The organism is Nocardia sp. NPDC058518 (assembly GCF_042719655.1).
Classification (GTDB): domain Bacteria; phylum Actinomycetota; class Actinomycetes; order Mycobacteriales; family Mycobacteriaceae; genus Nocardia.
The window spans coordinates 45857-67017 of the sequence record NZ_JBHXNJ010000010.1 but is presented as its reverse complement, the minus strand read 5'-3'; the positions used below and the strand labels follow the sequence as shown (position 1 = coordinate 67017).

Here is a 21161-nt window from a genome sequence, read left to right as displayed (position 1 = left end):
CTGGGCGTTCCGGGTGCACTCGACCCGGAACGCCCGTCCTCAACGTGTCAGTTCTCTTGCGCGTTCTGCGTCTTCACCGGGCCCATACGGTTCGGCGGCCAGATCTTGAACACCGTCTTGCCGCGGACGTTGTCCACCGGCACCGTGCCCTGCAGATCGTCGCTGACGTGGGCGCGCGAATCAGCCGACTCGTTGCGGTTGTCGCCCATCACCCACAGATTGCCCTCCGGCACCTTCACCGGACCGAACACCCGGCCCGCCGGGTACACGGCGTTGGGGCGGTCGGTGTACCAGGGGTAATCCTTCTTGATGTACGGCTCGTCGAGAGGTTTGCCGTCGACCATGACGCGGCCCTGCGGGTCGCAGCACTGCACGGTCTGCCCGCCGACCGCGATGACGCGCTTGACCAGATCGTTCTCGTCCGGCGGGACCAGCCCGAAGTAGGACAGGAAGTTCTGCAGTCCGCGCAGGACGGTGTTGTCGGAACGGACCGACTTGTAGTGCCCGTTCCACGACGGCGGTCCGACGAAGACCACCACGTCGCCCGGCCCGGGTTCGGAGCCGTAGTAGCTGATCTTCTGGACGTAGATGCGATCACCGATCTGCAGCGTGTTCTCCATCGACTGCGACGGAATCACATACGGCCGACCGACGAAAGTCACCATCAGCGCGGCGATCACCGCCGCGATCACGATCAGTATCGGCAGCTCCTGCCAGAACGGGCGCTGCTTCTTGTCGCCGCGCTTTTTTCTGCGCCGCCCACCGTCGTCACCCGAATCGGACACCGACACCGACTCACTTTCGTCTGCCACGCCGAACAGAGTAGCCCGGCACCCTGACGTGAGTCGGGTACCGGGCTACCTGAAGAATTCTGGTACTGCCAAGTGCTACTGCGAGATCAGCGCTTTTCCTTGATCTTGGCAGCCTTGCCGCGCAGATCGCGCAGGTAGTACAGCTTGGCGCGACGCACGTCACCGCGGGTCACGACATCGATGTGGTCGATGTTGGGGCTGTGCACGGGGAAGGTGCGCTCGACACCGACGCCGAAGGACACCTTGCGGACCGTGAAGGTCTCGCCGATGCCGCCGCCGTGACGCCGGATGACGACGCCCTTGAAGACCTGGATGCGCTCCTTCGAGCCTTCGATGACCTTCACGTGCACGTTCAGGGTGTCGCCCGGACGGAATGCGGGGACATCGCTACGCAGCGACTTCTCGTCGACGAAATCAAGGGTGTTCATTTTCCACCTTTTCGGATTCTTCGCGTGAACAGAGGAACCTGGCGGCACTCGCGCGCTCGACCGGTTCATGCTCAGAACAGGAGTGCTCTCGGACATGACTCGTCCAAGGCAACCGGTTCATTGTGCCAGACCGGGTAGCCCCGACCGAAATCGGGGCTCACTCGTCGCTTGACTGGTCGGACACGGTATCGGCCCGGCGGCGCGGCAGCAGATGCGGGTGCGGCGGCGGGGCGGACGGCGCGGGAACGACCGTGCGGGCCAACTCGGCCTCGGCGGCGGTGCGTGCGTGCTCGACATCGGGTTTGCCCGCGATCAGGTCCTGGACGAAGATCTTCGCGCGGATGACCGGGCGGCGATATCGCCGCTCCCGCTCGATCGCCCGATTCATGGTCTTGGGCCGGTGACCGTAGCGCCAGCGCGCCCACGGCGCACCTGGCCTGCTCAATCGCACGGCGCCGACGAGCAGCAGCGGGGTGAAGAACATGCCGAACAGCCCGGTCCAGATCTTGCCCTTGGCGATCACCACCGCGGCGAGCAACAGGTTAACCACCGTCGTGACGGCCACACCCAGCCGCACCCCGACACCGCGCGAGGACCGGAAATCGTCGTAGTCCAGAAACGTCGCGGGCTGCACGCCGAGCAGCAGCAGGCCGGTCACCGCGAGCGCGACGAACACCGCGTCCACCGAGGTGCGGCCCTGTTCGGACCAGTAGACGTCACGCAGATAGAAGATCAGCGCGAACTCGTCGAGTACCAGCGCGGCGCCGATCCCGAACAGCGCCGCCAGCACGCTCGAGGTGACCTGGGTGGAGTCCTCGGCGGTGGCGATCAGCCCGATGCCCGACAGCAGCACCGTGATCACGCCGAACACCATGTGATGGATGTGGGTGTCGCCGGCCTTCACATTGCCCGGCCACCAGCGCACCTTGGCCCGGATCATCCGCACGCTGATCCGGATCACCACGAAGCCGAGGATGAACCCCAGCAGGAAACAGAGCAGGGGCAGGCGGCCGTGCGCGATCACCTCGTGTTCGAGCCACCGTCCCATGCCGCCTGCCCTGTCGTCGAGTGCCTACTTGTTGCCGAAACCGGCCTTGCGCAGCGCGTCGGCCATCGATCCCGTCGGTGCGGCAGCCGGCTTGCGCTGGTTGCCACCACCGTTCCCATTGCCCTGACGAGCCTGTCCCTGATTGCGACCCTGTCCTTGATTGCGAGCAGGTGCCTGGCCACGACCGCCCTGGCCACGACCCTGACCGCGCGGCGCACCGCCACCACGATTGTCCCCCTGCGCGGGCTTGCCCGGCTCGTCGTCCAGCCGCAGGGTGAGTCCGATCCGCTGACGCGCGACGTCGACCTCGAGGACCTTCACCTTCACCACGTCACCGGACTTCACGACTTCGCGCGGGTCCTTGACGAAGTTGTGCGACAGCGCCGACACGTGCACGAGACCGTCCTGGTGCACGCCGACATCGACGAACGCGCCGAACGCGGCCACATTCGTGACGACGCCTTCGAGCACCATCCCCGGCTTCAGATCGGCGACTTTCTCGATGCCCGCGGCGAATTCGGCGGTCTTGAACTCCGGACGCGGGTCAAGGCCCGGCTTCTCCAGCTCGGCGATGATGTCGCTGACGGTGGGCACACCGAACTTCTCGTCGGTGAAGTCGCCGGGCTTCAGCGCGCGCAAGGTGCTGGTGTTGCCGATGACCTCGGCCATCTCCCGGCCGGTGTGCTCGAGAATGCGACGCACCACCGGGTAGGCCTCGGGGTGCACGGCGGAGGTGTCGAGCGGGTCGACGCCGCCGCGGATGCGCAGGAAGCCCGCGCACTGCTCGAAGGCCTTGGGACCGAGGCGCGGTACCTCGAGCAGGGCGGTCCGGCTGCGGAACGGCCCGTTCTGATCACGGTGGGCCACAATGCTTTCCGCCACCGAGCCAGATACACCCGACACCCGCGAGAGCAGCGGCACCGAGGCGGTGTTCACGTCGACACCGACCGCGTTCACCGCGTCTTCGACGACGGCGCCCAGCGAGCGCGCCAGCAGCGTCTCGGATACGTCGTGCTGGTACTGGCCGACACCGATCGACTTGGGATCGATCTTCACCAGTTCGGCGAGCGGGTCCTGCAGACGCCGGGCGATGGAGACCGCGCCGCGCAGCGATACGTCCATGTCGGGCAGTTCGGCCGAAGCGTAGGCCGAGGCGGAGTACACCGAAGCGCCCGCCTCCGACACCACGATCTTGGTCGGCTTGTTCTCCGGGATCCGCGAGATCAGTTCCACCGCAAGGGCATCGGTCTCGCGTGAGGCGGTGCCGTTGCCGATCGCGATGAGCTCCACGTCGAAGCGGGCGACGAGCGCGGCCAGCACGGCGAGGGACTTCTCGGTCTGACCCTGCGGCTTGTGCGGGTAGATGACCTCGGTCGCCACGGCCTTTCCGGTGGCGTCGACGACGGCGACCTTCACACCGGTGCGGTAGCCCGGGTCGAGGCCCATGGTGGTGCGGGTACCTGCGGGCGCGGCGAGCAGCAGGTCGCGCAGATTCGCGGCGAACACGTCGACCGCGTCCTTCTCCGCCGCCTGCCGCAACCGCATCCTGGTGTCGATACCCAGGCTCACAGCCAGTTTGGTGCGCCAAGCCCAGCGGACGGTGTCGAGCAGCCAGGAATCGGCCGGGCGGCCCTTGTCGGCGATGCCGAAGGCGACCGCGATGCGGCCCTCGTAGATCGTGCGCTCGCCGGGTACCGGTTCTTCGGTGTCGGCTTCGAGGTGCAGCGTGAGCATCTCTTCCTTCTCCCCGCGCAGCAGCGCCAGGATCCGGTGCGAGGGCAGTTTGTGGAAAGGCTCGCTGAACTCGAAGTAGTCGGAGAACTTGGCCCCCGCCTCCTCTTTGCCCGCGCGCACCGTCGAGGTGACCTGACCGCGATTCCACATCAGCTCGCGCAGCTCACCGACCAGGTCGGCGTCTTCGGCGAAGCGTTCGACGAGGATCGAGCGGGCACCGTCGAGCTGTTCGGCGGTGTATCCGGCCGGATCGGTGTTCGGGTCGCCGATCAGCGCGTCGGCCACCGGCTCGTGTCCGGCTTCGCGCGCGATCTGAGCCTTGGTGCGGCGCTTGGGTTTGTACGGCAGGTAGATGTCTTCCAGGCGCGCCTTGGTCTCGGCGAGCATGAGCTGCGAGTGCAGGGCGGGATCGAGTTTGCCTTGGCCGCGGATGGATTCGATGATCGCGCCGCGGCGCTCGTCGAGCTCACGCAGATAGCCGAGCCGTTCCTCGAGCTGACGCAGCTGGGCATCGTCGAGGCCGTCGGTGACCTCCTTGCGGTACCGCGCGATGAACGGAACCGTCGAACCGCCATCGAGCAGTTCGACGGCGGCGCGGACCTGGGTCTCGCGTACCCCCAGTTCATCGGCGATCCGCCTGCCTACGCTGGCGATGGTGGTCGTGCTGTCGGCGATCTCGGGCGCTGTCGTCACAGCCGCAGAGACTACAGCTCCGCACCGACACCCCGCTGGCACCCAGGTCAGCGGATTGTCCTCACCTCGGGTTCGGTCACCGGCCGATCCAGCACGGTGTCGGTGCGGTCGCGCAGGAACCGGTCGAACATCGCGGCGACGTAGCCGTGTACGAGCGCCGCGGAACGGTCCGGCGCCATCGCGCCGATGTAGGTCGAGGCGGCGGGCCGGGCGAGCGCGGGGACGAGCAGCGGCATGTCGGTGAAGTCGTAGTGGGCCGTGTCCTGGATCGCCAGGTGCCGTTTCCAGCCGGTCGCCGTGCGCCAGAACGCGTTCAGCGACGGGTTCGCGTCGCCGACCTCCTCGATCTGGGCGCTGGTCAGCACGAGCGTCGGCCGGTCCAGGCCCTCGGTCACCGCGCGGCCGAAGGCCTCGTCGACCCCGAGCTGCCCGTCGAGGTCGACGGCGGCGTCGATCCGGCGGTCCTCGTGCATCGATTCCACCGCGGTGTAGCCGCCCGACGAGTGGCCGACCGTGCCGATCCGGTCCAGATTCAGGGTCCGCCCGAGATCAGCGGGGAGCGCGCGCTGTTCGGCGTCGGGGTTCGTGCCACCGGCCAGCCCGGTCAGTGAGTCGAGCACGAGGCGGAAGTCGAGCAGCCGGGTGGCGACGTACTTCGCCCTGATCTCGGTGTCGAACCCGTTCGGGGCGGCCGCGGCCCGAACGAGGCGACCGCCGGGGAATTCCACGACGGGCGCCTCGTAGGTGTGGTCGACGGTCACCACGACATAGCCACGACTGGCGAGGTCCTCGGCCAGACCGGTGCCGAACAGTCGCGACACCCCGGCGCCCGGTGTGTAGAGCACGACCGGATAGGCCGCCTCGGCACGGGCGGGCGCGTCGCGGTGGGAGTTGGTCAGCGCGCCGGGCAATTCGACACCCAGCGACTGTTCCAATCCGGGAATCAGCTCGGTCGAGACGTAGTGGGCGCGCGGATGCCGCTCGACGTCGGTGGCCGGGTAGAACACCGACACCATCAGCTCCCGGGTCCGGTCCGGCGCGAACGGGTCCGGCCGTGCCGGGTCGACCAGATGCAGCGTCGTCGTGCCGACCGGCAGCGCGCCGACCGGCGATGGCAGCACCACGGCACCGCCCGGCCCGGCACCGGCCGGTCCCCCGCTCGCCGCGATCAACGCGCACACCGTCATGGCCATCATCGACAGACGACGGATCACCGTATCCCCCAGATCATCTCGCGGCCCGGCACGAACCGCCGCGCCCAGGCTACCGGTGCGATCGGGGCAGCGCGACCGGATGAGTGACGTTGCGCTGCACTACATTTGCGCCGAGTCGGAGCTGTCGAGGATGCGCTCGGCCAGCTCACGCATCTCCGCCTTGCGAACCTTGCCGGTGACCGTCATCGGGAACTCGTCGACGACGTGCACATAGCGCGGGATCTTGTAGTGGGCAAGGCGGCCTGCGCAGAAGGCGCGGATGGCGGCGGCATCGAGCAGGTCCGCGCCGTCGCGCAAGCGCAGCCAGACCATGAGCTCTTCGCCGTATTTGGCGTCGGGGACACCGATGACCTGGGCGTCGACGATATCGGGATGCGTGTAGAGGAACTCCTCGATCTCGCGGGGATAGACGTTCTCGCCGCCGCGGATGACCATGTCCTTGATCCGGCCGGTGACCGAGAGATAGCCGTCGTCGTCCATCACGCCGATATCGCCGGTGTGCATCCAGCGGGCGGCGTCGATCGCCTCGGCGGTCTTGTCGGGCTGTTCCCAGTAGCCGAGCATCACCGAGTAGCCGCGGGTGCACAGTTCACCCGGTTCCCCGCGTGGCACGGTGCGCCCGGTCTCCGGGTCGACCACCTTGACCTCGAGGTGTGGGCCGACCCGGCCGACGGTGGCGGTGCGGCGGTCGATGCTGTCGTCGCGACGGGTCTGGGTGGAGACCGGCGAGGTCTCGGTCATGCCGTAGCAGATCGCGACCTCGGCCATGCCGAGCCGGTCGATCACTCGTTTCATCACCTCCACCGGGCACGGCGAGCCCGCCATGATGCCGGTGCGCAGGCTGGACAGCTCCGGTGTGGCGCCGCTGTCGAGTTCGGCCAGCATCGCGATGAACATCGTCGGAACCCCGTAGAGCGAGGTGCAGCGTTCGGCGGCGACGGCGGCCAGCGTCGCGGCCGGATCGAACGACGGCGCCGGAATCACCACGGCCGCACCGTGCGAGGTGACCGCGAGATTGCCCATCACCATGCCGAAGCAGTGGTAATAGGGCACCGGGATGCAGACCCGGTCGGCTTCGGTGTATCCGCACAGCTCGCCCACGAAGAACCCGTTGTTGAGAATGTTGTGGTGGCTCAGCGTCGCGCCCTTCGGGAAACCTGTTGTTCCCGAGGTGTATTGGATATTGATCGGATCGTCGGCCGACAGCGTCTCGGCGATCGCGGCCAGCCGTCCGGCGTCGGGCACCGTCTCGGCCACCTGCTGCCACGGCTCGGTACCCAGGATCAGCACCTGTTCCAGGGCGGGACAGTTCGGCCGGACCTGCTCGATCATCGCGACGTAGTCCGAGGTCTTGAACTCCGGTGCGGCGACCAGCATTCGCACCCCGGCCTGGACGAGGACGTATTCGAGTTCGCTGGTGCGGTAGGCGGGATTGATATTGACCAGGATCGCGCCGATCTTCGCGGTGGCGTACTGCACGAGAAGCCATTCCGCGCAATTGGGCGCCCAGATGCCGACCCGGTCACCGGGGCCGATGCCGCGCGCGGTGAGGCCGGTCGCGACGGCGTCGACAGCGGCGCCCAGCTCGCCGTAGGTCCAGCGGCGCCCCGTCGGGCAGTCGATGAGCGCGTCGCGCGCCGGGTGGGCAGCGACGGTGCGGTCGAGGTTCGCGCCGATGGTGTCGCCGAGCAGTGGCGTGCCTGCCGGACCGCAGGTGTAGCTGAGTTCGGACATCAGCGGATCTCCTTGCCACGCAGCAGGAATCGCTGCACCTTGCCGCTCGGGGTTTTGGGCAGACTGTCCACGAAGTGGACCCTTCTCGGATAGGCGTGGGCGGCGAACTTGTCCTTGACGAGTTGCTGCAGTTCGGCGGTCAGCTCGGCACTGCCCTCGGTGTCGGCGCGGGTCACCACGAAGGCCTCGAGTACCTCGCCGCGGAGTTCGTCGGGCATGCCGACCACGGCGGCCTCGGCGACCTGATCGTGCAGGACAAGCACGCTCTCGACCTCGAACGGGCCGATCCGGTAGCCCGCCATGATGATCACGTCGTCGTCGCGGGCGCTGAAGCGGAAGCAGCCGTCGGCGTCGCGGGCGCCGACGTCACCGGTCAGATACCAGCGTCCGTCGGCGGTGAATCGGCTCGCGGTGCGTTCCGGATCGTCGAGGTAGCCGAGGAACCAGAGCAGCGGGCTGTGGTCGGTGTCGATGGCGACCCGGCCGATCTCGCCGGGTGCCGCCTCGATGTCGGCGTCCTCGGCCAGGACCGCACAGGACCACCCGGGCAGCTGTCTGCCCATGGAACCGAGCGGGGCGGCGACATCGAGGGCGGGGTGCCACGCGTGGCAGATGACCATGCCGTGTTCGGTCTGGCCGTAGTGATCACGCACCGCCACCCCGAGGTTCCGCTGCGACCACGCCACCACGTCCGGGGTCAACGGCTCCCCCGCCGACGAGGCCCTACGCAGGGCGAAGCCGTCCGGGACCGGACCGCCGCCGGCGCGCAACGCCCGGTAGACGGTCGGCGCCGCGGCGAAGTTGGTGACACCGAAGCGCCGCAGCACGTCCCAGGTGAGTGGCGCCGAGAAACCCGCGTGCAGCAGCAGGCTGCGCACGCCGGTGGCCAGCGGACCCAGGATCGCGTAGTAGAGGCCGTACGCCCAGCCCGGGTCGGCCGCGTTCCAGAAGACGTCGTCGGGGCGAACGTCGAGGGCGAACTCCTGGTAGGCGTGGAAGGACGCCAGCGCGCGGACCGGGATCGGCACGCCCTTGGGGGTTCCGGTGGTGCCGCTGGTGAACAACTGCACCAGCAGACCGACGCCGCCGACCGCCACCGGCCGCGCGCGCGGATCGTCGGGCCGGTGCCGGGCGAGCAGATCGTCGAAGCGCAGCGCGCCGGGGATCTCGGCGGCGCCGACGATGATCGTCCGGTAGTCGGTCCCGGCGAGTTTCGGCGCCTGGTCGGCGTCGGCGACAACTACTTTCGCGTGACTCGCGCTCAGCCGGAACTCGATGGCGGGTGCGGCGAACGCGGTGAACAACGGGACGTGCACCGCGCCACGGCGCCAGAGGCCGAGCAGGGCCACCACGAGCTCGGCGGACTTCCCCATCAGCGTCGCCACCCGGTCGCCCGATTCGACGCCGAGTTCGGCCAGCGCGGCGGCGAACCGGGCCGAGCGCTCCCGCAGCTCGCCGTAGGTCAGCTCGTGCGCGCTCAGATCGGCTTCGACCACGGTGAACGCGATCTGCTCGGCCGGATGCCGATCGCAGAGCAGTTCGGCCGCGCAGGCCTCGGGTCCGTCGTAGTCGTCGAGCAGGTCGCGCACCCGCGCGTCCAGGTCGGTAGTCATCGCAGCTTCTCCTCAACACCCGGGCAACGGCCGCCGGGTCTGCCTTAGAATGTGGCATAGCTCACGTCGACCACTACCCCCGAAAAGGGGTGACCCATGACTTCCCTGTTGCGCCCGCGCGACGGTGACGCCCTGCGCGCCGAGATCCGCTGGGTGGCGCGCCGGGCGGGCGTCCCGGTGGTGTTCGGCGGCGCGGTGGACGAGGACACCCTGCTGCTCACCGAGTTCGCGGGCACCGTCACCACGGGACTGCGCGGGCTGTCGGTGCTGCGCACCTCCGGGCTCGGTGGACAGGCCATGGAGTACCGCAGGCCCGCGTCGGTGGCCGACTACCGGGGCGCGTCCACCATCACCCACCACTACGACGCCGCGGTGGTCGGCGAAGGGCTGCGGTCGGTGCTCGCCGTGCCGGTCCTGGTCGCCGACCGGCCGCGCGCGGTGCTCTACGCGGCCACGCGTGGCGCGACCCCCCTCGGCGACCGCACCGCCGAGGTGATCCTGCAGGCGGGTCGGCGGCTGGCCGCCGAGATCGCCGTCCGCGATGAGGTGGACCGGCGGGTCCGGCTACTCGACCTCGCGACGCCGCCGCCCGCGTCCACGCCCGCGGTGACCGAGGAGCTGCGCGAGATCCACGCCGAACTGCGCGCCCTCGCGACCGAGACCGGCGATCCCGCACTGCGAGAACGGCTTTCCGGGGTGTGCGAACGATTGACCGGGGTATTGACCGGCGGTCCCGGCGGCGATGCGCCGCGACTGTCACGGCGCGAACTCGATGTGCTCGCTCAGATCGCGCTCGGCTGTACGAATCAGGAAGCGGCGCTTCGGCTCTCGCTCGGGGCCGAAACCGTGAAGAGCTATCTGCGGCAGGCGATGAGCAAGCTCGATGCGAGCACTCGACACGAGGCCGTCGCGTTGGCACGGCGGCACGGCTTGCTGCCCTGAACGGCCGTCACACAGCCCCATTCACGGCTTGTCCGATATGTGCGATATATCACTTTCATTCGGCCGCCATGAGTGTCCAATGCCCTGGAACAGTCACGCGGGCAGACTCGATCGCCCGCGGCGGCGCGAGACACCGGCATCGAAACTCGTACCCCACGCATGTCGGTAATAGCCAATCACCCACGGACGCAATGCCTGTACTGGGAACATCGGCGCGCAGCACGCTCGGATTCACCGCTCCGGACCCGATCGCGCCGAAAGACGCAGGTACCGAACCTATTCCGAATGGAACCAGCAAGTCTCAGGTTGGACGATCGCACAACGCATGACCGCAATGGATACCCAACTGTCTTTGGGCAAAACAATCTCGGCGCGCATCCGGCCCGGTACCGTCGGTCCGATGACGGAGCCTTTTCAACTGGCCGGCCTCTCACTGGACTGTGACGACCCCGAGTCCCTCGCCCGCTTCTATCTCGGGCTGCTCGGTGGCCGTGTCCTGTGGAACGACGCGCACAGCGTCGGGATCCGTATCCCGTCGGGACTGACGGTCGCCGCGCAACGCGTCGAGGACTACTATCCGCCGCAGTGGCCGGGCACAGCCGCGGTACACCTGGACCTCGCCGCCGATGCCGACCTGGACCTATGCGAACAGCACGCCCTCGCGATCGGCGCGAAACCCGCACCGGTGCAACCGGATCCGCGCTGGCGTGTGTTGCTCGATCCCGCGGGGCATCCGTTCTGCATCACCACCCGCGTGATCACGGGATAGTTCAGGGCAGCAGATCGGGACGACGCCGCGCTGTCCGGTCCAGTGACTGTTCGTGACGCCACGCAGCTACTTTGGCGTGATCGCCCGAGAGCAGGATCGGGGGCACATCGAGGCCCCGCCACGACACCGGCCGGGTGTAGCTGGGACCCTCGAGAAGCCCGTCGGAGAACGAATCCTCCTGGTGGGACTGCTGATTGCCGAGCACGCCGGGGATCAGGCGCACCACGGCCTCGGTCATCACGAGCACCGCGGCCTCGCCGCCGATGAGCACGTAGTCGCCGATGCTCACCTCTTCGACGCGCACGCGGCGGGCGGCGTCGTCGAACACGCGTTGATCGATGCCCTCGTAGCGCCCGCAGGCGAAGACGAGGTGTTTCTCGGTGGCCCAGCGCTGCGCGGTGGCCTGGGTGAACGGCACACCGGCCGGGGTGGGGACGACGAGCAACGCGTCGTCGGGGCACACCTCGTCCAAGGCGTCGCCCCAGACGGTGGGCTTCATGACCATGCCGGGACCACCGCCGTAGGGCGAGTCGTCGACCGACTTGTGCACATCGTGCGTCCAGTGACGCAGGTCGTGGACACCGACCGAGATCAGGCCCTTGTCGACGGCCTTGCCGAGCAGCGCGGTGCGCAGCGGCTCGAGATACTCCGGGAAGATCGTGACGACGTCGAGTTGCACGAATTACTCCGGATCGAGCAGGCCCTCGGGCGGTGTGATGACCACCAGCCCATCGGCGAGCGAAACCGTCGGCACGATGGCGGTGACAAAGGGAATGAGAATTTCGCGACCGTCGTCGGCGGCACGTACAGACAGCAGTTCACCCGCGGCCGAATGCAGCACCTCGGTGACCGTGCCGACTTCGGTGCCGTCGGCGAACTCGACCCGAAGGCCTTCGAGTTCGTGGTCGTAGAAGGCGTCGTCATCCTCCGACGGCGGCAGCGACTCGCTGTCGACGACGAACAAGGTGCCGCGCAGGGCATCGGCGGCGGTGCGGTCGTCGATACCGTCGACGAACACCAGAAGCCGGCCCGAGTGCTCTCGGGCCGACTTCACGGTGTAGTCACGGGTCGCCGAGGACTTCGGCATCCTGCCGCGCAATGTGACACCCGGCGCGAACCGGACGTCCGGCTCGTCGGTGCGAACATCGACGACGAGTTCGCCGCGCACGCCGTGCGACTTGGCGACCCGACCTACGACGAGTTCCATCTAGGCGTCGGTATCGACCACGTCGACCCGGATCCCACGGCCGCCGATGCCGGCGACCAGGGTGCGCAGCGCGGTCGCGGTACGACCACCGCGCCCGATCACCTTGCCCAGGTCTTCAGGATGGACGTGTACCTCGACGGTGCGTCCACGACGTCCGGTGAGCAGCTCGACACGGACGTCGTCAGGGTTGGCGACGATGCCGCGAACCAGATGTTCGACGGCATCGGCAACAACAGCAGTCATTACTCGGCAGCCTCGGTGGCGGCTTCCTCAGCGGCAGCCTCGTCCTTCTTGGCGGCCTTCTTCTTCGGGGTGACGGCCTCGGTGGTGGGCGCGTTGTCGGCGGCGGCGAGCGCGGCGTTGAACAGGTCAAGCTTGGAGGTCTTCGGGGCCTTGACCTTCAGGGTGCCCTCGGTGCCCGGCAGGCCCTTGAACTTCTGCCAGTCGCCGGTGATCTCGAGCAGACGCTGCACCGACTCGGTCGGCTGCGCGCCGACGGACAGCCAGTACGCGACGCGATCGGCGTCGATCTGGATCAGCGAAGGCTCTTCCTTCGGGTGGTACAGGCCGATGGACTCGATGGCCCGGCCGTCACGACGGGTGCGGGCGTCGGCGACGACGACGCGGTACTGCGGGTTGCGGATCTTGCCGAGACGAGTGAGCTTGATCTTGACAGCCATGCTGTTCAGTCTTCTTTCAGTAGTTTGGTCACCACGCGATTCGGCGACCCACATGGTCTGCGGGTCCGGTTTCGCGCATGCGTGCGTGACCGCCGCGCGGTACGTAACCGGAGACGGGCTGACACTGTCCAGGAAGGACGAGGGTTCATTCTGCCAGACGACCCGCCGCGGCCGGAAATCGCCTCCGCTATCGCCGCGCAACGCCGATTCAGCGGTGCCCGGTGACGGGGTCGGGTGTCTTCACCACCAGGCCACGCAGCACAACCCATTGTGGGTCGGTGAGCGACTGAGGGTCCACGCGAGGGTCGTGGGCGTAGACGACGAAGTCGGCCGGGGCGCCCTCTTCGATGCTGGGGCGGCCCAGCCAGGTGCGGGCGTTCCAGGAAGCGGCGCCGAGGGCCTCGTGGGGTGACAGGCCCGCGCCGGACAGGGCGGTGATCTCGTCGGCGATGCGGCCGTGACGGATGGAACCGCCCGCGTCGGTGCCTGCGTAGATCGGGACGCCCGCCTCGTGGGCTTTGCCGACGGTGTCGCGGACGCGGCGGTGCAGATCGCGCATGTGGGCGGCGTAGACCGGGAACTTCGTGGCGCTGTCGGCGATGCCGGGGAAGGTGTCGATGTTGATCAGGGTGGGGACGAGGGCGGTGCCGTTGGCCACCATCAGCTCGATGGTGTCGTCGGTGATGCCGGTGCCGTGTTCGAGGCAGTCGATGCCCGCGTTGATCAGACCAGGCAGCGCGTCCTCACCGAACACGTGCGCGGTGACCCTGGCCCCGTTCGCGTGGGCCGCGTCGATGGCCTGCTTCAGGATGTCGTCACTCCACAGTGGCCGCAGGTCGCCGACCGACCGGTCGATCCAGTCGCCGACGATCTTCACCCAGCCGTCGCCGAAGCGGGCCTGCTCGGCGACGATCTCCGGCAGGTCGCGTTCGTCGTCGAGTTCGATGCCGAGTTCGCGGATGTAGCGCTTGGGGCGGGCGATGTGGCGGCCCGCGCGGATGATCCGCGGCAGCTCGGCGTGCTCGTCGATGAAACGGGTGTCGATCGGCGAGCCCGCGTCGCGCAGGAGCAGCGCGCCCACGTCGCGTTCGGTCTCTGCCTGCTCGATCGCGCCCTCGTGGGTCTCGTCCCCGCCGCCGTAGCGAATGCCGACATGACAGTGGGCGTCGACCAGGCCGGGCACGATCCAGCCGGTCCGGCACAGCGTGTCCGCGTCCGCGACCGGCTCGAAGGTCACATGGCCGTCGACGACCCACAGGTCGCGCTCCTCGTCACCGGGCAGAACCACCCCGCGCACGTGCATGAAGACCTCCTCGCCGTCGACGCCACCAACCTACCGCCGGTGACGCCGCGCCGGAGCCGGTTGCCCGGGCGTCGGCGCGGTGAATGCCGGGCCGAGGACGGCTATCCGGGCAGAGCCGGCCGCGTCGCTAGCTTTCGGACGGATTCCCGTCGAGAAAGACAGTCACCTTGGCGATACGCGCAGAGTCGGGCGCGAAGTCGACGAACGCCACGCCCGGTGCCGTACCGACCCGTACGCTCACGCTGACCGTGCGCCCGGCGGCGATCATCTTGTCCCACTTCATCCCTCGCGCACGTTCGGCGAACTCCGCCACCGAGATCGGGTGCCCGGCGGGCAGTTCGACCACCGTCCGCTCATCGAGCAGCGCCCGCACGCCGCCCGAATCGCCGGACGCGGCCGCGGCGAACAGCCTGCCGACGATGCGCTTGCCGGAGCCACCCACCCCGCGCAGCGCCCGCATCATGCCCATCGCGCCGCCCACACCGAGCTCGGCGACGAGTTGCGGCCCGAGCTTCGCGCCCGCGAGCAGCCCGGACGGCCCCGTGCGCAGCAGTCGCGCGATCATCACCCCCAGCTCCCAGTGCGCGGCGAGCCGCGCGATTCGCCAGCCGCCGTCGGTGCCGACCAGGTCGTAGCGCAGATGCATCGGTACGGTGACGGTGGCGCCGGTCGACATCGTGGTCTCGATGTTCAGATCACGCACCACCGTGTACCCGGCGACGAGATCGCGGTCGACGCGGAAGGCGATGGAATTCGGCGCGATGAAGACGTTGTAGAAGCGCGAGATCGCGTCGGGGCCGATGTGCTCGCGCGAGCCGTACGGGTCGTGCACCGCGGCCTGCTCGGCGAACAGGCCGACCCAGGCGGTCTTGTCGTGCGCCGCCACGGCACGCGGTGACGCCCGCACCGCCGCCAGCAGGTCTTCGTCGGTCCGGTCCAACGGCATGTGCGTCCTCCATACTCACGCTCCCCCTGCGCGATCCATGATAGAACGTGTTCTAGTTTTGCGTCGGCGATCGTGCCCGGCGCCTGTTGGACAAAGAGGATCTCGATGGACTGGTACACCGGGAACACCACCTACGACACAGTGCTGACCATCGCCTTCGCCTTCGCCGCGTTCGTGATCGTCGGCGGACTGTTCGCCCAGAGCCCCTACGGCCGCTTCGCGTCGAACAAGGTCGGCTTCAATCTCAACCCCAAGCTGGGTTGGTGGCTGATGGAGCTGCCCGCGACCGTCGTGTTCGCGCTGTTCTATCTCAGCGGCCCCGATCGCTTCGAACCGGTGCCGCTGATATTGGCCGCCATCTGGCTGCTGCACTACAGCAACCGCGGCTGGTTCTTCCCGCTCTCCATCCGGCAGGTGCCGGGCAAGAAGAGCAGTTTCAACGTCTCGGTGGTCGCGGCGGGCGTGTTCGTGACGGCCCTGCACGGCTATCTCAACGGCGCGTTCTTCAGCAACGACTACAAGAACCAGTACGGCACCGCCTGGCTCACCGATCCGCGCTTCCTGATCGGACTGGTGGTGTACCTGTGTGGCTTCGGCCTGCTGGTGCGATCCGAGGCGATCGTGCGCAACCTGCGAGACAAGAACAACCCCGGCGCCGCCGAGTACCGCGTCCCGCACGGCGCGGGCTTCCGGTTCGTCAGCAGCCCGGCCTATCTCGGCGAGCTGATCGCCTGGGCCGGATTCGCCCTGCTCACCTGGTCGCTGGCCGGCGTCGTGATCTTCCTGATCACCGCGGGGAACCTGGTGCCGCGCGCCTTCGCGACCCACCGGTGGTACCGCGAGAAGTTCGCCGACTACCCGGCGAAGCGCAAGGCGTTGATCCCCGGCGTGATCTGACACACCGACCCGCACCCGCGACCCCTAGGGAGCGGCGGCCACGAAGTGGCCGGTCCGCGGCCGGGTCGCCGGTTAGACGCCGTTGCGTAGGCGACGAAGGAGCAAGCAACGGTGTCTAACCGGCGGCCCCTTGGGGCCACGGACACGCGCGCGCCAGCGCGCCAAAAACTCAGTTCTTGGGGAACTTCAGCTGCGACAGGTCGATCCCGTCCAAGCCGGGCGGCAGTTGATCGAGACCGGGCGGCATGTTCGACAGATCCATGCCCGGCGGCAACCCCGGCATTCCGGCGGGCATCCCGGGGAACCCACCACGGACCTTCGGCGGGGTAGGCCCACGCCCACCCTTCTTGCCCTTCTTACCGCCCTTTTTGGTGCTGCTGCGCCGTGCGCCGGGCATCCCCATCTGCCGACCCATCATCGCCATCATCTTCTTGGCTTCGAAGAAGCGGTCGACGAGCTGGTTGACCTCGGAAACCTGGACTCCGGAACCATTGGCGATGCGCAAGCGCCGTGAAGCGTTGATGATCTTCGGGTTGTCCCGCTCGGCGCGCGTCATGCCCCGGATGATCGCCTGCACCCGGTCGAGCTGCTTGTCGTCGACCGCGGCCAGGGCGTCCTTCATCTGACCCGCGCCGGGCAGCATCCCGAGCAGGTTGCCGATCGGGCCCATCTTGCGGATGGCCAGCATCTGGTCGAGGAAGTCCTCTAGCGTGAGTTCGCCGCTGCCGATCTTGCGCGCGGTCTCCTCGGCCTGCTGGGCGTCGTAGACCTGTTCGGCCTGCTCGATGAGCGTGAGCACATCGCCCATGCCGAGGATGCGCGAGGCCATCCGGTCGGGATGGAAGACGTCGAAGTCCTCGAGCTTCTCACCGGTGGAGGCGAACATGATCGGCGCGCCGGTGACATTGCGCACCGACAGCGCCGCACCACCGCGAGCGTCACCGTCGAGCTTGGTGAGCACGACGCCGGTGAACCCGACACCGTCGCGGAAGGCTTCGGCGGTGCTGACCGCGTCCTGACCGATCATCGCGTCGAGCACGAACAGCGTCTCGTCCGGCTGCACGGCATCGCGGATGCCCGCGGCCTGGCGCATCAGTTCGGCGTCGATACCGAGGCGACCAGCGGTATCGACGATGACCACGTCGTACTGCTTGGCCTTGGCCTCTTCGATACCGGCCGCGGCGACGGCGACCGGGTCGGCCGCGGTGATCCCGAGCGGGTTCTCACCACCGCCGATGGAGGTGCCGCCGTGCGGGGCGAACACGGGCACGCCCGCGCGCTCACCGACGACCTGCAGCTGGGTGACCGCGCCGGGACGCTGCAGGTCACAGGCCACCAGCAACGGCTGGTGTCCCTGGCCCTTGAGCCATTTGGCCAGCTTGCCCGCGAGGGTGGTCTTACCCGCACCCTGCAGACCGGCCAGCATGATGACCGTCGGCGGGTTCTTGGCGAGGTTGAGGCGACGGGTCTCGCCACCGAGGATCGCGACGAGTTCCTCGTTGACGATCTTGACGACCTGCTGCGCGGGATTGAGCGCGCCGGAGACCTCCGCGCCCTTGGCGCGTTCTTTGACGTTGGCGATGAAGCCGCGCACCACGGGCAGCGCGACGTCGGCCTCGAGGAGTGCGAGGCGGATCTCGCGCGCGGTGGCGTCGATGTCGGCCGGTGACAGACGCCCCTTACCGCGCAGATCCTGCAGTGCACCGGTAAGCCGGTCGGACAGGGATTCGAACACCGATCGCGCTCCTGATCTGAAAGGGTCTCAGATCGTCTGACCGAAGTCGGACGTCTATTGCCCTCCCAGGGTAATGGAGGTTATTCGGTATGTTGCACGTGCGGTGGCGCCGTGCGGCGTAACTCGTGGGATTCGATGTTCACCAGGTACACCGCTTCTCTGCCGGTGAGGCCGAGTTCCCGCGAGAGCGCCTCGATCCGGAGCCATTCGGAATCGGCGCTGTCGGCGTGGCGGGCGGCGGTCGAGGCGATGGTCATCGCGGCTAACGCCTGCGCACCACTGAGGGTGCGACCCGGTAACCACGAAACCACCCACAGGTCACCACCGACGCAGCGCGCGATGTGCGCGGTTGCGTCGCTGGTCATCATTGACGCGGAAACGACTTCGATAGCCACGGATCAGCTCCCCTCGTACGAGTGACAGCCAGACCAGGGAAATGCTATAGGTCCTATCTCGACTTATCGGGCCGCGAGCTCGCTGTGTAGCAACCTGATAGCAATCAGTGAGTAAACCGTGTCCTTACAATGTCAAGCGGTTTCGTCGGTTTCGGTCGGCGGCGGGGCGGGCGCAGGCCTGGGAACCACGTCGAGGACGGCCTTTTCGATGCGGTCGCGCAGTGCGGGGCTGTCGGCGTCGCCCAGATCGAGGCAGAAGGCGTCGACCACGGCCGAGCCCATCGTGACCACCTTGGCCCACCGGACGTTCGCTCCCGTCGCGGCGAAGGCACCGGCCAGCCTGCTCAGCAAACCGACCCGATCGTCGGCGCGCAGCTCCAGGATCACCTGCCCAGGTGTGCTGACAGATGACCAGATCAGTCGCGGCGCGGCACGCGCGTACCGGCCCGGCCCCGTCCCGGCTGCCTCGGCTTCGCGTTTGGCCAGCACTTCGGGCAGGTCGAGCGCGCCGGTGGTGGCTCGGATGAGCTCCTGACGCAGCAGACCCGCGTCCGGCGGGTCACCGAATTTCGGCATCACCACGAAGGTGTTGATCGCCGCATCCCCCGCACTACCCAGCGAGGCCGAGAGCACGCGCAGCGCGTGCAGTGCAAGGACACCGGCGGCGTCGGAGAGCAGGCCGGGCTCGTCGGGGGCGATCACGGTCACCACGAAGGTGTGTTTGCCGTCGCCGGGCGCGAGGGTGACGTGCACGCCGCCCGCCGCGGCCTTGTCCAAGAGCTCCGGGTCGATCGGTTCCGGTTGCGGCAGTGGCTCGCCCGCCATGACGAGCCGGCAGCGGCGCACCAGTTCGCCGATCAGCGAGGCCTTCCAGTCGCCCCAGACCCCAGGGCCGGTGGCCATCGAGTCCGCCTCGGCCAGCGCGTGCAGCAGTTCGAGCAGGCCAACGTCACCGCCGAGCGCGTCGGCGACGTGCTGCACGGTCGCCGGGTCGTCGAGGTCACGCCGGGTAGCGGTGTCGGGCAGCAGCAGGTGGTGGCGCACGATCGCGCTGAGGGTGCGCACATCCGAGGGCCACAGGCCGAGCCTGCGGCCGATGTGGGTGGCCAGTTCGGCGCCGACGACGCTGTGGTCGCCCGTTCGGCCCTTGCCGATGTCGTGCAGCAGCGCGCCGAGGGCGAGCAGGTCGGGCCGGGCGACCCTGGTACTCAGGCCACTGGCGAAGGCGACCGTCTCCATCAGGTGCCGATCGACGGTCCAGGTGTGCAGTGCGTCGCGCGGCGGCAGATCGCGGACCGCGCCCCATTCGGGAAAGAGCCTGCCCCACAAGCCCGTTCGATCGAGCGCCTCGACCGCGTCGATGCTGCCGCGGCCCGCGCCGAGCAGCACGAGCAGGTCGTTGAGCGCGTCCTTTGGCCACGGTTCGCGCAGTTCGGGCGCGTCCTCGGACAGGCGGTTGAGCGTGGTCGCCGACATCGGCAACCCGGTCTGCGCCGACGCCGCCGCCACCCGCAGGATCAGCCCCGGATCACGTTGCGGGCGTGCGTCTCTGGCCAGCACGACCTCGCCGGAGTGCTCGACCACCCCCTCATCGAGTGGTCGGCGCACCGGCATCCGGCGCAGTCTGGCCAGGCCGCGTCGCGGTAGCGCGTTGGCGGCCGTGCGCAGACCGACGTCGCACGAATAGCTCACCGTACGCGCCGAATCGGTCAATGTCCGGGCGAGATCGAAGCGGTCACCGATGCGCAGCGCGGCGCCGATCTCGTCGGCGTCCTGGGCGCGCAGTTGATCACGGGCCCGGCCCGCGACCCGGTGCAGTTCGGTGCGCACGTCGAGAAGCCTGCGGTGGGCCTGTTTCAGGCCGCCGCCGGGGACCTCGGGGCCCAGTCCCGGCATGGCGTCGGTCAGCTGGGCGATCGAGAGCGCGTCGAGCAGCTGGATATCGCGCAGCCCGCCGCGACCGTTCTTGAGATCGGGTTCGGCGCGGTGAGCGATCTCGCCGCTGCGCTGCCAGCGTGCGCTGGTCTGGGCGATGAGATCGTCGAAGCGGGACCGGATTCCGGTGCGCCATTCCCGGCGCACGCCGCCGATGAGCAGATTGCTGAGGTCTTCGTCGCCGACGATGTGGCGGGCTTCGAGCAGGCCCAGCGCGGCGATCATGTCGTCGGCGGCCACCCGCAGCGCCTGCGGCACGGTGCGCACGCTGTGATCGAGCTTGATGTGGGCATCCCAGAGGGGATACCAGAGTTGATCGGCGACCTCGGAGACCACCTTGGGGTCGACGTCGTCGTGCAGCAGCACGAGGTCGAGATCGGAGTACGGCAGCATCTCGCGGCGGCCGAGTCCGCCGACCGCCACGACCGCGAGGCCGCTGTCGGCGGTGATGCCGAGTTCGTTGCCCTTGCCGGTGAGCCACAGTTCGAACAGGTCGACCAGGGCCTCGCGCAGCGATTCCGGATCGAGCCGTGGATTGCGGGTGCCCGCTCCGTCGAGCAGTTGCGCCCTGGCCTTGACCAGATCCGCCGCTCCGTTGTTCTGAGTACCGCCGTTCCGCTGTGCCACAGCCCACACCACCATTTCATGCGGGCGGCCCCGCCCCGACCGGTTGAGATTCTCACCGGTGGGAGCGGGGCCGCCACTCGATCGATTGTCGTGCGTTCCCTACCGAATTACAGTGCGTCGCTTCCGCGTTCGCCGGTACGGACACGGATGATGGTGTCCACCGGGGTCACCCACACCTTGCCGTCACCGATCTTGCCGGTGCGCGAGGCTTCGACGATCACCTCGACGACCTTCTCGACCGACGCATCGTCGACGACGACCTCGACCCGGACCTTGGGAACGAAATCCACCGAGTACTCGGCACCGCGGTAGACCTCGGTGTGGCCCTTCTGCCGGCCGTATCCCTGGACCTCGCTGACGGTCATGCCGAGCACGCCTGCCTGTTCCAGCCCGGTCTTCACATCTTCGAGCGTGAACGGTTTGACGATTGCCGTAACCAGTTTCATGTT

At 68.3% G+C, this 21161-nt stretch carries 20 protein-coding genes; 3 read left to right on the top strand and 17 right to left on the bottom strand.

Annotated features, from left to right (window positions below):
• Positions 1-47: 47 nt before the first annotated feature.
• The 7 genes from lepB to ACFWPX_RS18880 all read right to left on the bottom strand — a co-directional run bounded on the left by lepB (position 48) and on the right by ACFWPX_RS18880 (position 9276).
• The gene (gene lepB / locus ACFWPX_RS18910) at positions 48-812 is read right to left on the bottom strand and encodes a signal peptidase I (protein WP_378912403.1); all 765 of its coding nucleotides are present in this window, start codon (positions 810-812) and stop codon (positions 48-50) included.
• Positions 813-898: 86 nt separating this feature from the next.
• On the bottom strand, positions 899-1240 hold the full coding sequence (gene rplS, locus ACFWPX_RS18905; protein WP_056811812.1) for a 50S ribosomal protein L19: 342 nt from the start codon (positions 1238-1240) through the stop codon (positions 899-901).
• 157 nt (positions 1241-1397) lie between these two features.
• The gene (locus tag ACFWPX_RS18900) at positions 1398-2288 is read right to left on the bottom strand and encodes a hypothetical protein (protein WP_378912404.1); all 891 of its coding nucleotides are present in this window, start codon (positions 2286-2288) and stop codon (positions 1398-1400) included.
• 24 nt (positions 2289-2312) lie between these two features.
• The gene (locus tag ACFWPX_RS18895; protein WP_378928500.1) at positions 2313-4715 is read right to left on the bottom strand and encodes a Tex family protein; all 2403 of its coding nucleotides are present in this window, start codon (positions 4713-4715) and stop codon (positions 2313-2315) included.
• Positions 4716-4762: 47 nt separating this feature from the next.
• On the bottom strand, positions 4763-5929 hold the full coding sequence (locus ACFWPX_RS18890) for an alpha/beta hydrolase family protein (protein WP_378928499.1): 1167 nt from the start codon (positions 5927-5929) through the stop codon (positions 4763-4765).
• Positions 5930-6028: 99 nt separating this feature from the next.
• A complete protein-coding gene (locus ACFWPX_RS18885; protein ID WP_378928498.1) occupies positions 6029-7663 on the bottom strand; it encodes an AMP-binding protein in 1635 nt (544 codons plus the stop codon).
• On the bottom strand, positions 7663-9276 hold the full coding sequence (locus ACFWPX_RS18880; RefSeq protein WP_378928497.1) for an AMP-binding protein: 1614 nt from the start codon (positions 9274-9276) through the stop codon (positions 7663-7665). The genes ACFWPX_RS18885 and ACFWPX_RS18880 overlap by 1 nt, the downstream gene beginning before the upstream one ends.
• Before the next feature lie 96 nt (positions 9277-9372).
• On the opposite strand from ACFWPX_RS18880, the gene ACFWPX_RS18875 reads away from it, so the two are divergent.
• Both ACFWPX_RS18875 and ACFWPX_RS18870 read left to right on the top strand, forming a co-directional pair.
• Positions 9373-10218: a LuxR C-terminal-related transcriptional regulator gene (locus ACFWPX_RS18875; protein ID WP_378928496.1), complete on the top strand. Its 846-nt coding sequence runs from the start codon at positions 9373-9375 to the stop codon at positions 10216-10218.
• 400 nt (positions 10219-10618) lie between these two features.
• Complete coding sequence (locus ACFWPX_RS18870; RefSeq protein ID WP_378912410.1) at positions 10619-10987, top strand: VOC family protein; 369 nt, start codon at positions 10619-10621, stop codon at positions 10985-10987.
• Position 10988: 1 nt separating this feature from the next.
• Here the strand turns inward: ACFWPX_RS18870 and trmD are convergent, their stop codons facing one another.
• The 6 genes from trmD to ACFWPX_RS18840 form a co-directional block, all read right to left on the bottom strand.
• Positions 10989-11666 carry a tRNA (guanosine(37)-N1)-methyltransferase TrmD gene (trmD, locus tag ACFWPX_RS18865; protein WP_378928494.1) on the bottom strand — a complete coding sequence of 226 codons (678 nt, stop codon included), beginning with the start codon at positions 11664-11666 and terminating at the stop codon, positions 10989-10991.
• Between the two features lie 3 nt (positions 11667-11669).
• Positions 11670-12194, bottom strand: a complete 525-nt coding sequence (gene rimM, locus ACFWPX_RS18860; protein ID WP_378912412.1) for a ribosome maturation factor RimM — start codon at positions 12192-12194, stop codon at positions 11670-11672.
• Entirely contained in the window at positions 12195-12437 is a 243-nt protein-coding gene (locus tag ACFWPX_RS18855; RefSeq protein WP_056811833.1) for an RNA-binding protein, read from the bottom strand.
• Positions 12437-12874, bottom strand: coding sequence for a 30S ribosomal protein S16 (gene rpsP, locus ACFWPX_RS18850; protein WP_378928493.1), 438 nt, complete (start codon positions 12872-12874; stop codon positions 12437-12439). The genes ACFWPX_RS18855 and rpsP overlap by 1 nt, the downstream gene beginning before the upstream one ends.
• 208 nt (positions 12875-13082) lie before the next feature.
• Complete coding sequence (locus tag ACFWPX_RS18845) at positions 13083-14177, bottom strand: amidohydrolase family protein (protein WP_378928491.1); 1095 nt, start codon at positions 14175-14177, stop codon at positions 13083-13085.
• Between the two features lie 127 nt (positions 14178-14304).
• Entirely contained in the window at positions 14305-15123 is an 819-nt protein-coding gene (locus ACFWPX_RS18840; protein ID WP_378928490.1) for a nuclear transport factor 2 family protein, read from the bottom strand.
• A gap of 105 nt (positions 15124-15228) precedes the next feature.
• On the opposite strand from ACFWPX_RS18840, the gene ACFWPX_RS18835 reads away from it, so the two are divergent.
• Positions 15229-16020 (top strand): 3-oxo-5-alpha-steroid 4-dehydrogenase, encoded by a 792-nt coding sequence (locus ACFWPX_RS18835; protein WP_378928489.1) that lies wholly within the window; start codon positions 15229-15231, stop codon positions 16018-16020.
• 169 nt (positions 16021-16189) lie between these two features.
• Here the strand turns inward: ACFWPX_RS18835 and ffh are convergent, their stop codons facing one another.
• From ffh to ACFWPX_RS18815, 4 genes are all read right to left on the bottom strand, one after another.
• Positions 16190-17755: a signal recognition particle protein gene (gene ffh, locus ACFWPX_RS18830; RefSeq protein ID WP_378912417.1), complete on the bottom strand. Its 1566-nt coding sequence runs from the start codon at positions 17753-17755 to the stop codon at positions 16190-16192.
• A gap of 80 nt (positions 17756-17835) precedes the next feature.
• Positions 17836-18150, bottom strand: a complete 315-nt coding sequence (locus ACFWPX_RS18825) for a hypothetical protein (protein WP_378912418.1) — start codon at positions 18148-18150, stop codon at positions 17836-17838.
• 132 nt (positions 18151-18282) lie between these two features.
• Positions 18283-20727, bottom strand: a complete 2445-nt coding sequence (locus ACFWPX_RS18820) for a [protein-PII] uridylyltransferase (protein ID WP_378928488.1) — start codon at positions 20725-20727, stop codon at positions 18283-18285.
• 92 nt (positions 20728-20819) lie between these two features.
• The gene (locus ACFWPX_RS18815; RefSeq protein WP_110036141.1) at positions 20820-21158 is read right to left on the bottom strand and encodes a P-II family nitrogen regulator; all 339 of its coding nucleotides are present in this window, start codon (positions 21156-21158) and stop codon (positions 20820-20822) included.
• Positions 21159-21161 lie beyond the last annotated feature (3 nt).

Bases quoted from the DNA above. Each gene is read 5' to 3' on its own strand.
- rplS (WP_056811812.1), bottom strand. From the start codon at position 1,240: ATGAACACCCTTGATTTCGTCGACGAGAAGTCGCTGCGTAGCGATGTC.
- ACFWPX_RS18900 (WP_378912404.1), bottom strand. From the start codon at position 2,288: ATGGGACGGTGGCTCGAACACGAGGTGATCGCGCACGGCCGCCTGCCC.
- ACFWPX_RS18885 (WP_378928498.1), bottom strand. From the start codon at position 7,663: ATGTCCGAACTCAGCTACACCTGCGGTCCGGCAGGCACGCCACTGCTC.
- ACFWPX_RS18880 (WP_378928497.1), bottom strand. From the start codon at position 9,276: ATGACTACCGACCTGGACGCGCGGGTGCGCGACCTGCTCGACGACTAC.
- ACFWPX_RS18875 (WP_378928496.1), top strand. From the start codon at position 9,373: ATGACTTCCCTGTTGCGCCCGCGCGACGGTGACGCCCTGCGCGCCGAG.
- ACFWPX_RS18870 (WP_378912410.1), top strand. From the start codon at position 10,619: ATGACGGAGCCTTTTCAACTGGCCGGCCTCTCACTGGACTGTGACGAC.
- rimM (WP_378912412.1), bottom strand. From the start codon at position 12,194: ATGGAACTCGTCGTAGGTCGGGTCGCCAAGTCGCACGGCGTGCGCGGC.
- ACFWPX_RS18855 (WP_056811833.1), bottom strand. From the start codon at position 12,437: ATGACTGCTGTTGTTGCCGATGCCGTCGAACATCTGGTTCGCGGCATC.
- rpsP (WP_378928493.1), bottom strand. From the start codon at position 12,874: ATGGCTGTCAAGATCAAGCTCACTCGTCTCGGCAAGATCCGCAACCCG.
- ACFWPX_RS18845 (WP_378928491.1), bottom strand. From the start codon at position 14,177: ATGCACGTGCGCGGGGTGGTTCTGCCCGGTGACGAGGAGCGCGACCTG.
- ACFWPX_RS18840 (WP_378928490.1), bottom strand. From the start codon at position 15,123: ATGCCGTTGGACCGGACCGACGAAGACCTGCTGGCGGCGGTGCGGGCG.
- ACFWPX_RS18835 (WP_378928489.1), top strand. From the start codon at position 15,229: ATGGACTGGTACACCGGGAACACCACCTACGACACAGTGCTGACCATC.
- ACFWPX_RS18820 (WP_378928488.1), bottom strand. From the start codon at position 20,727: ATGGTGGTGTGGGCTGTGGCACAGCGGAACGGCGGTACTCAGAACAAC.
- ACFWPX_RS18815 (WP_110036141.1), bottom strand. From the start codon at position 21,158: ATGAAACTGGTTACGGCAATCGTCAAACCGTTCACGCTCGAAGATGTG.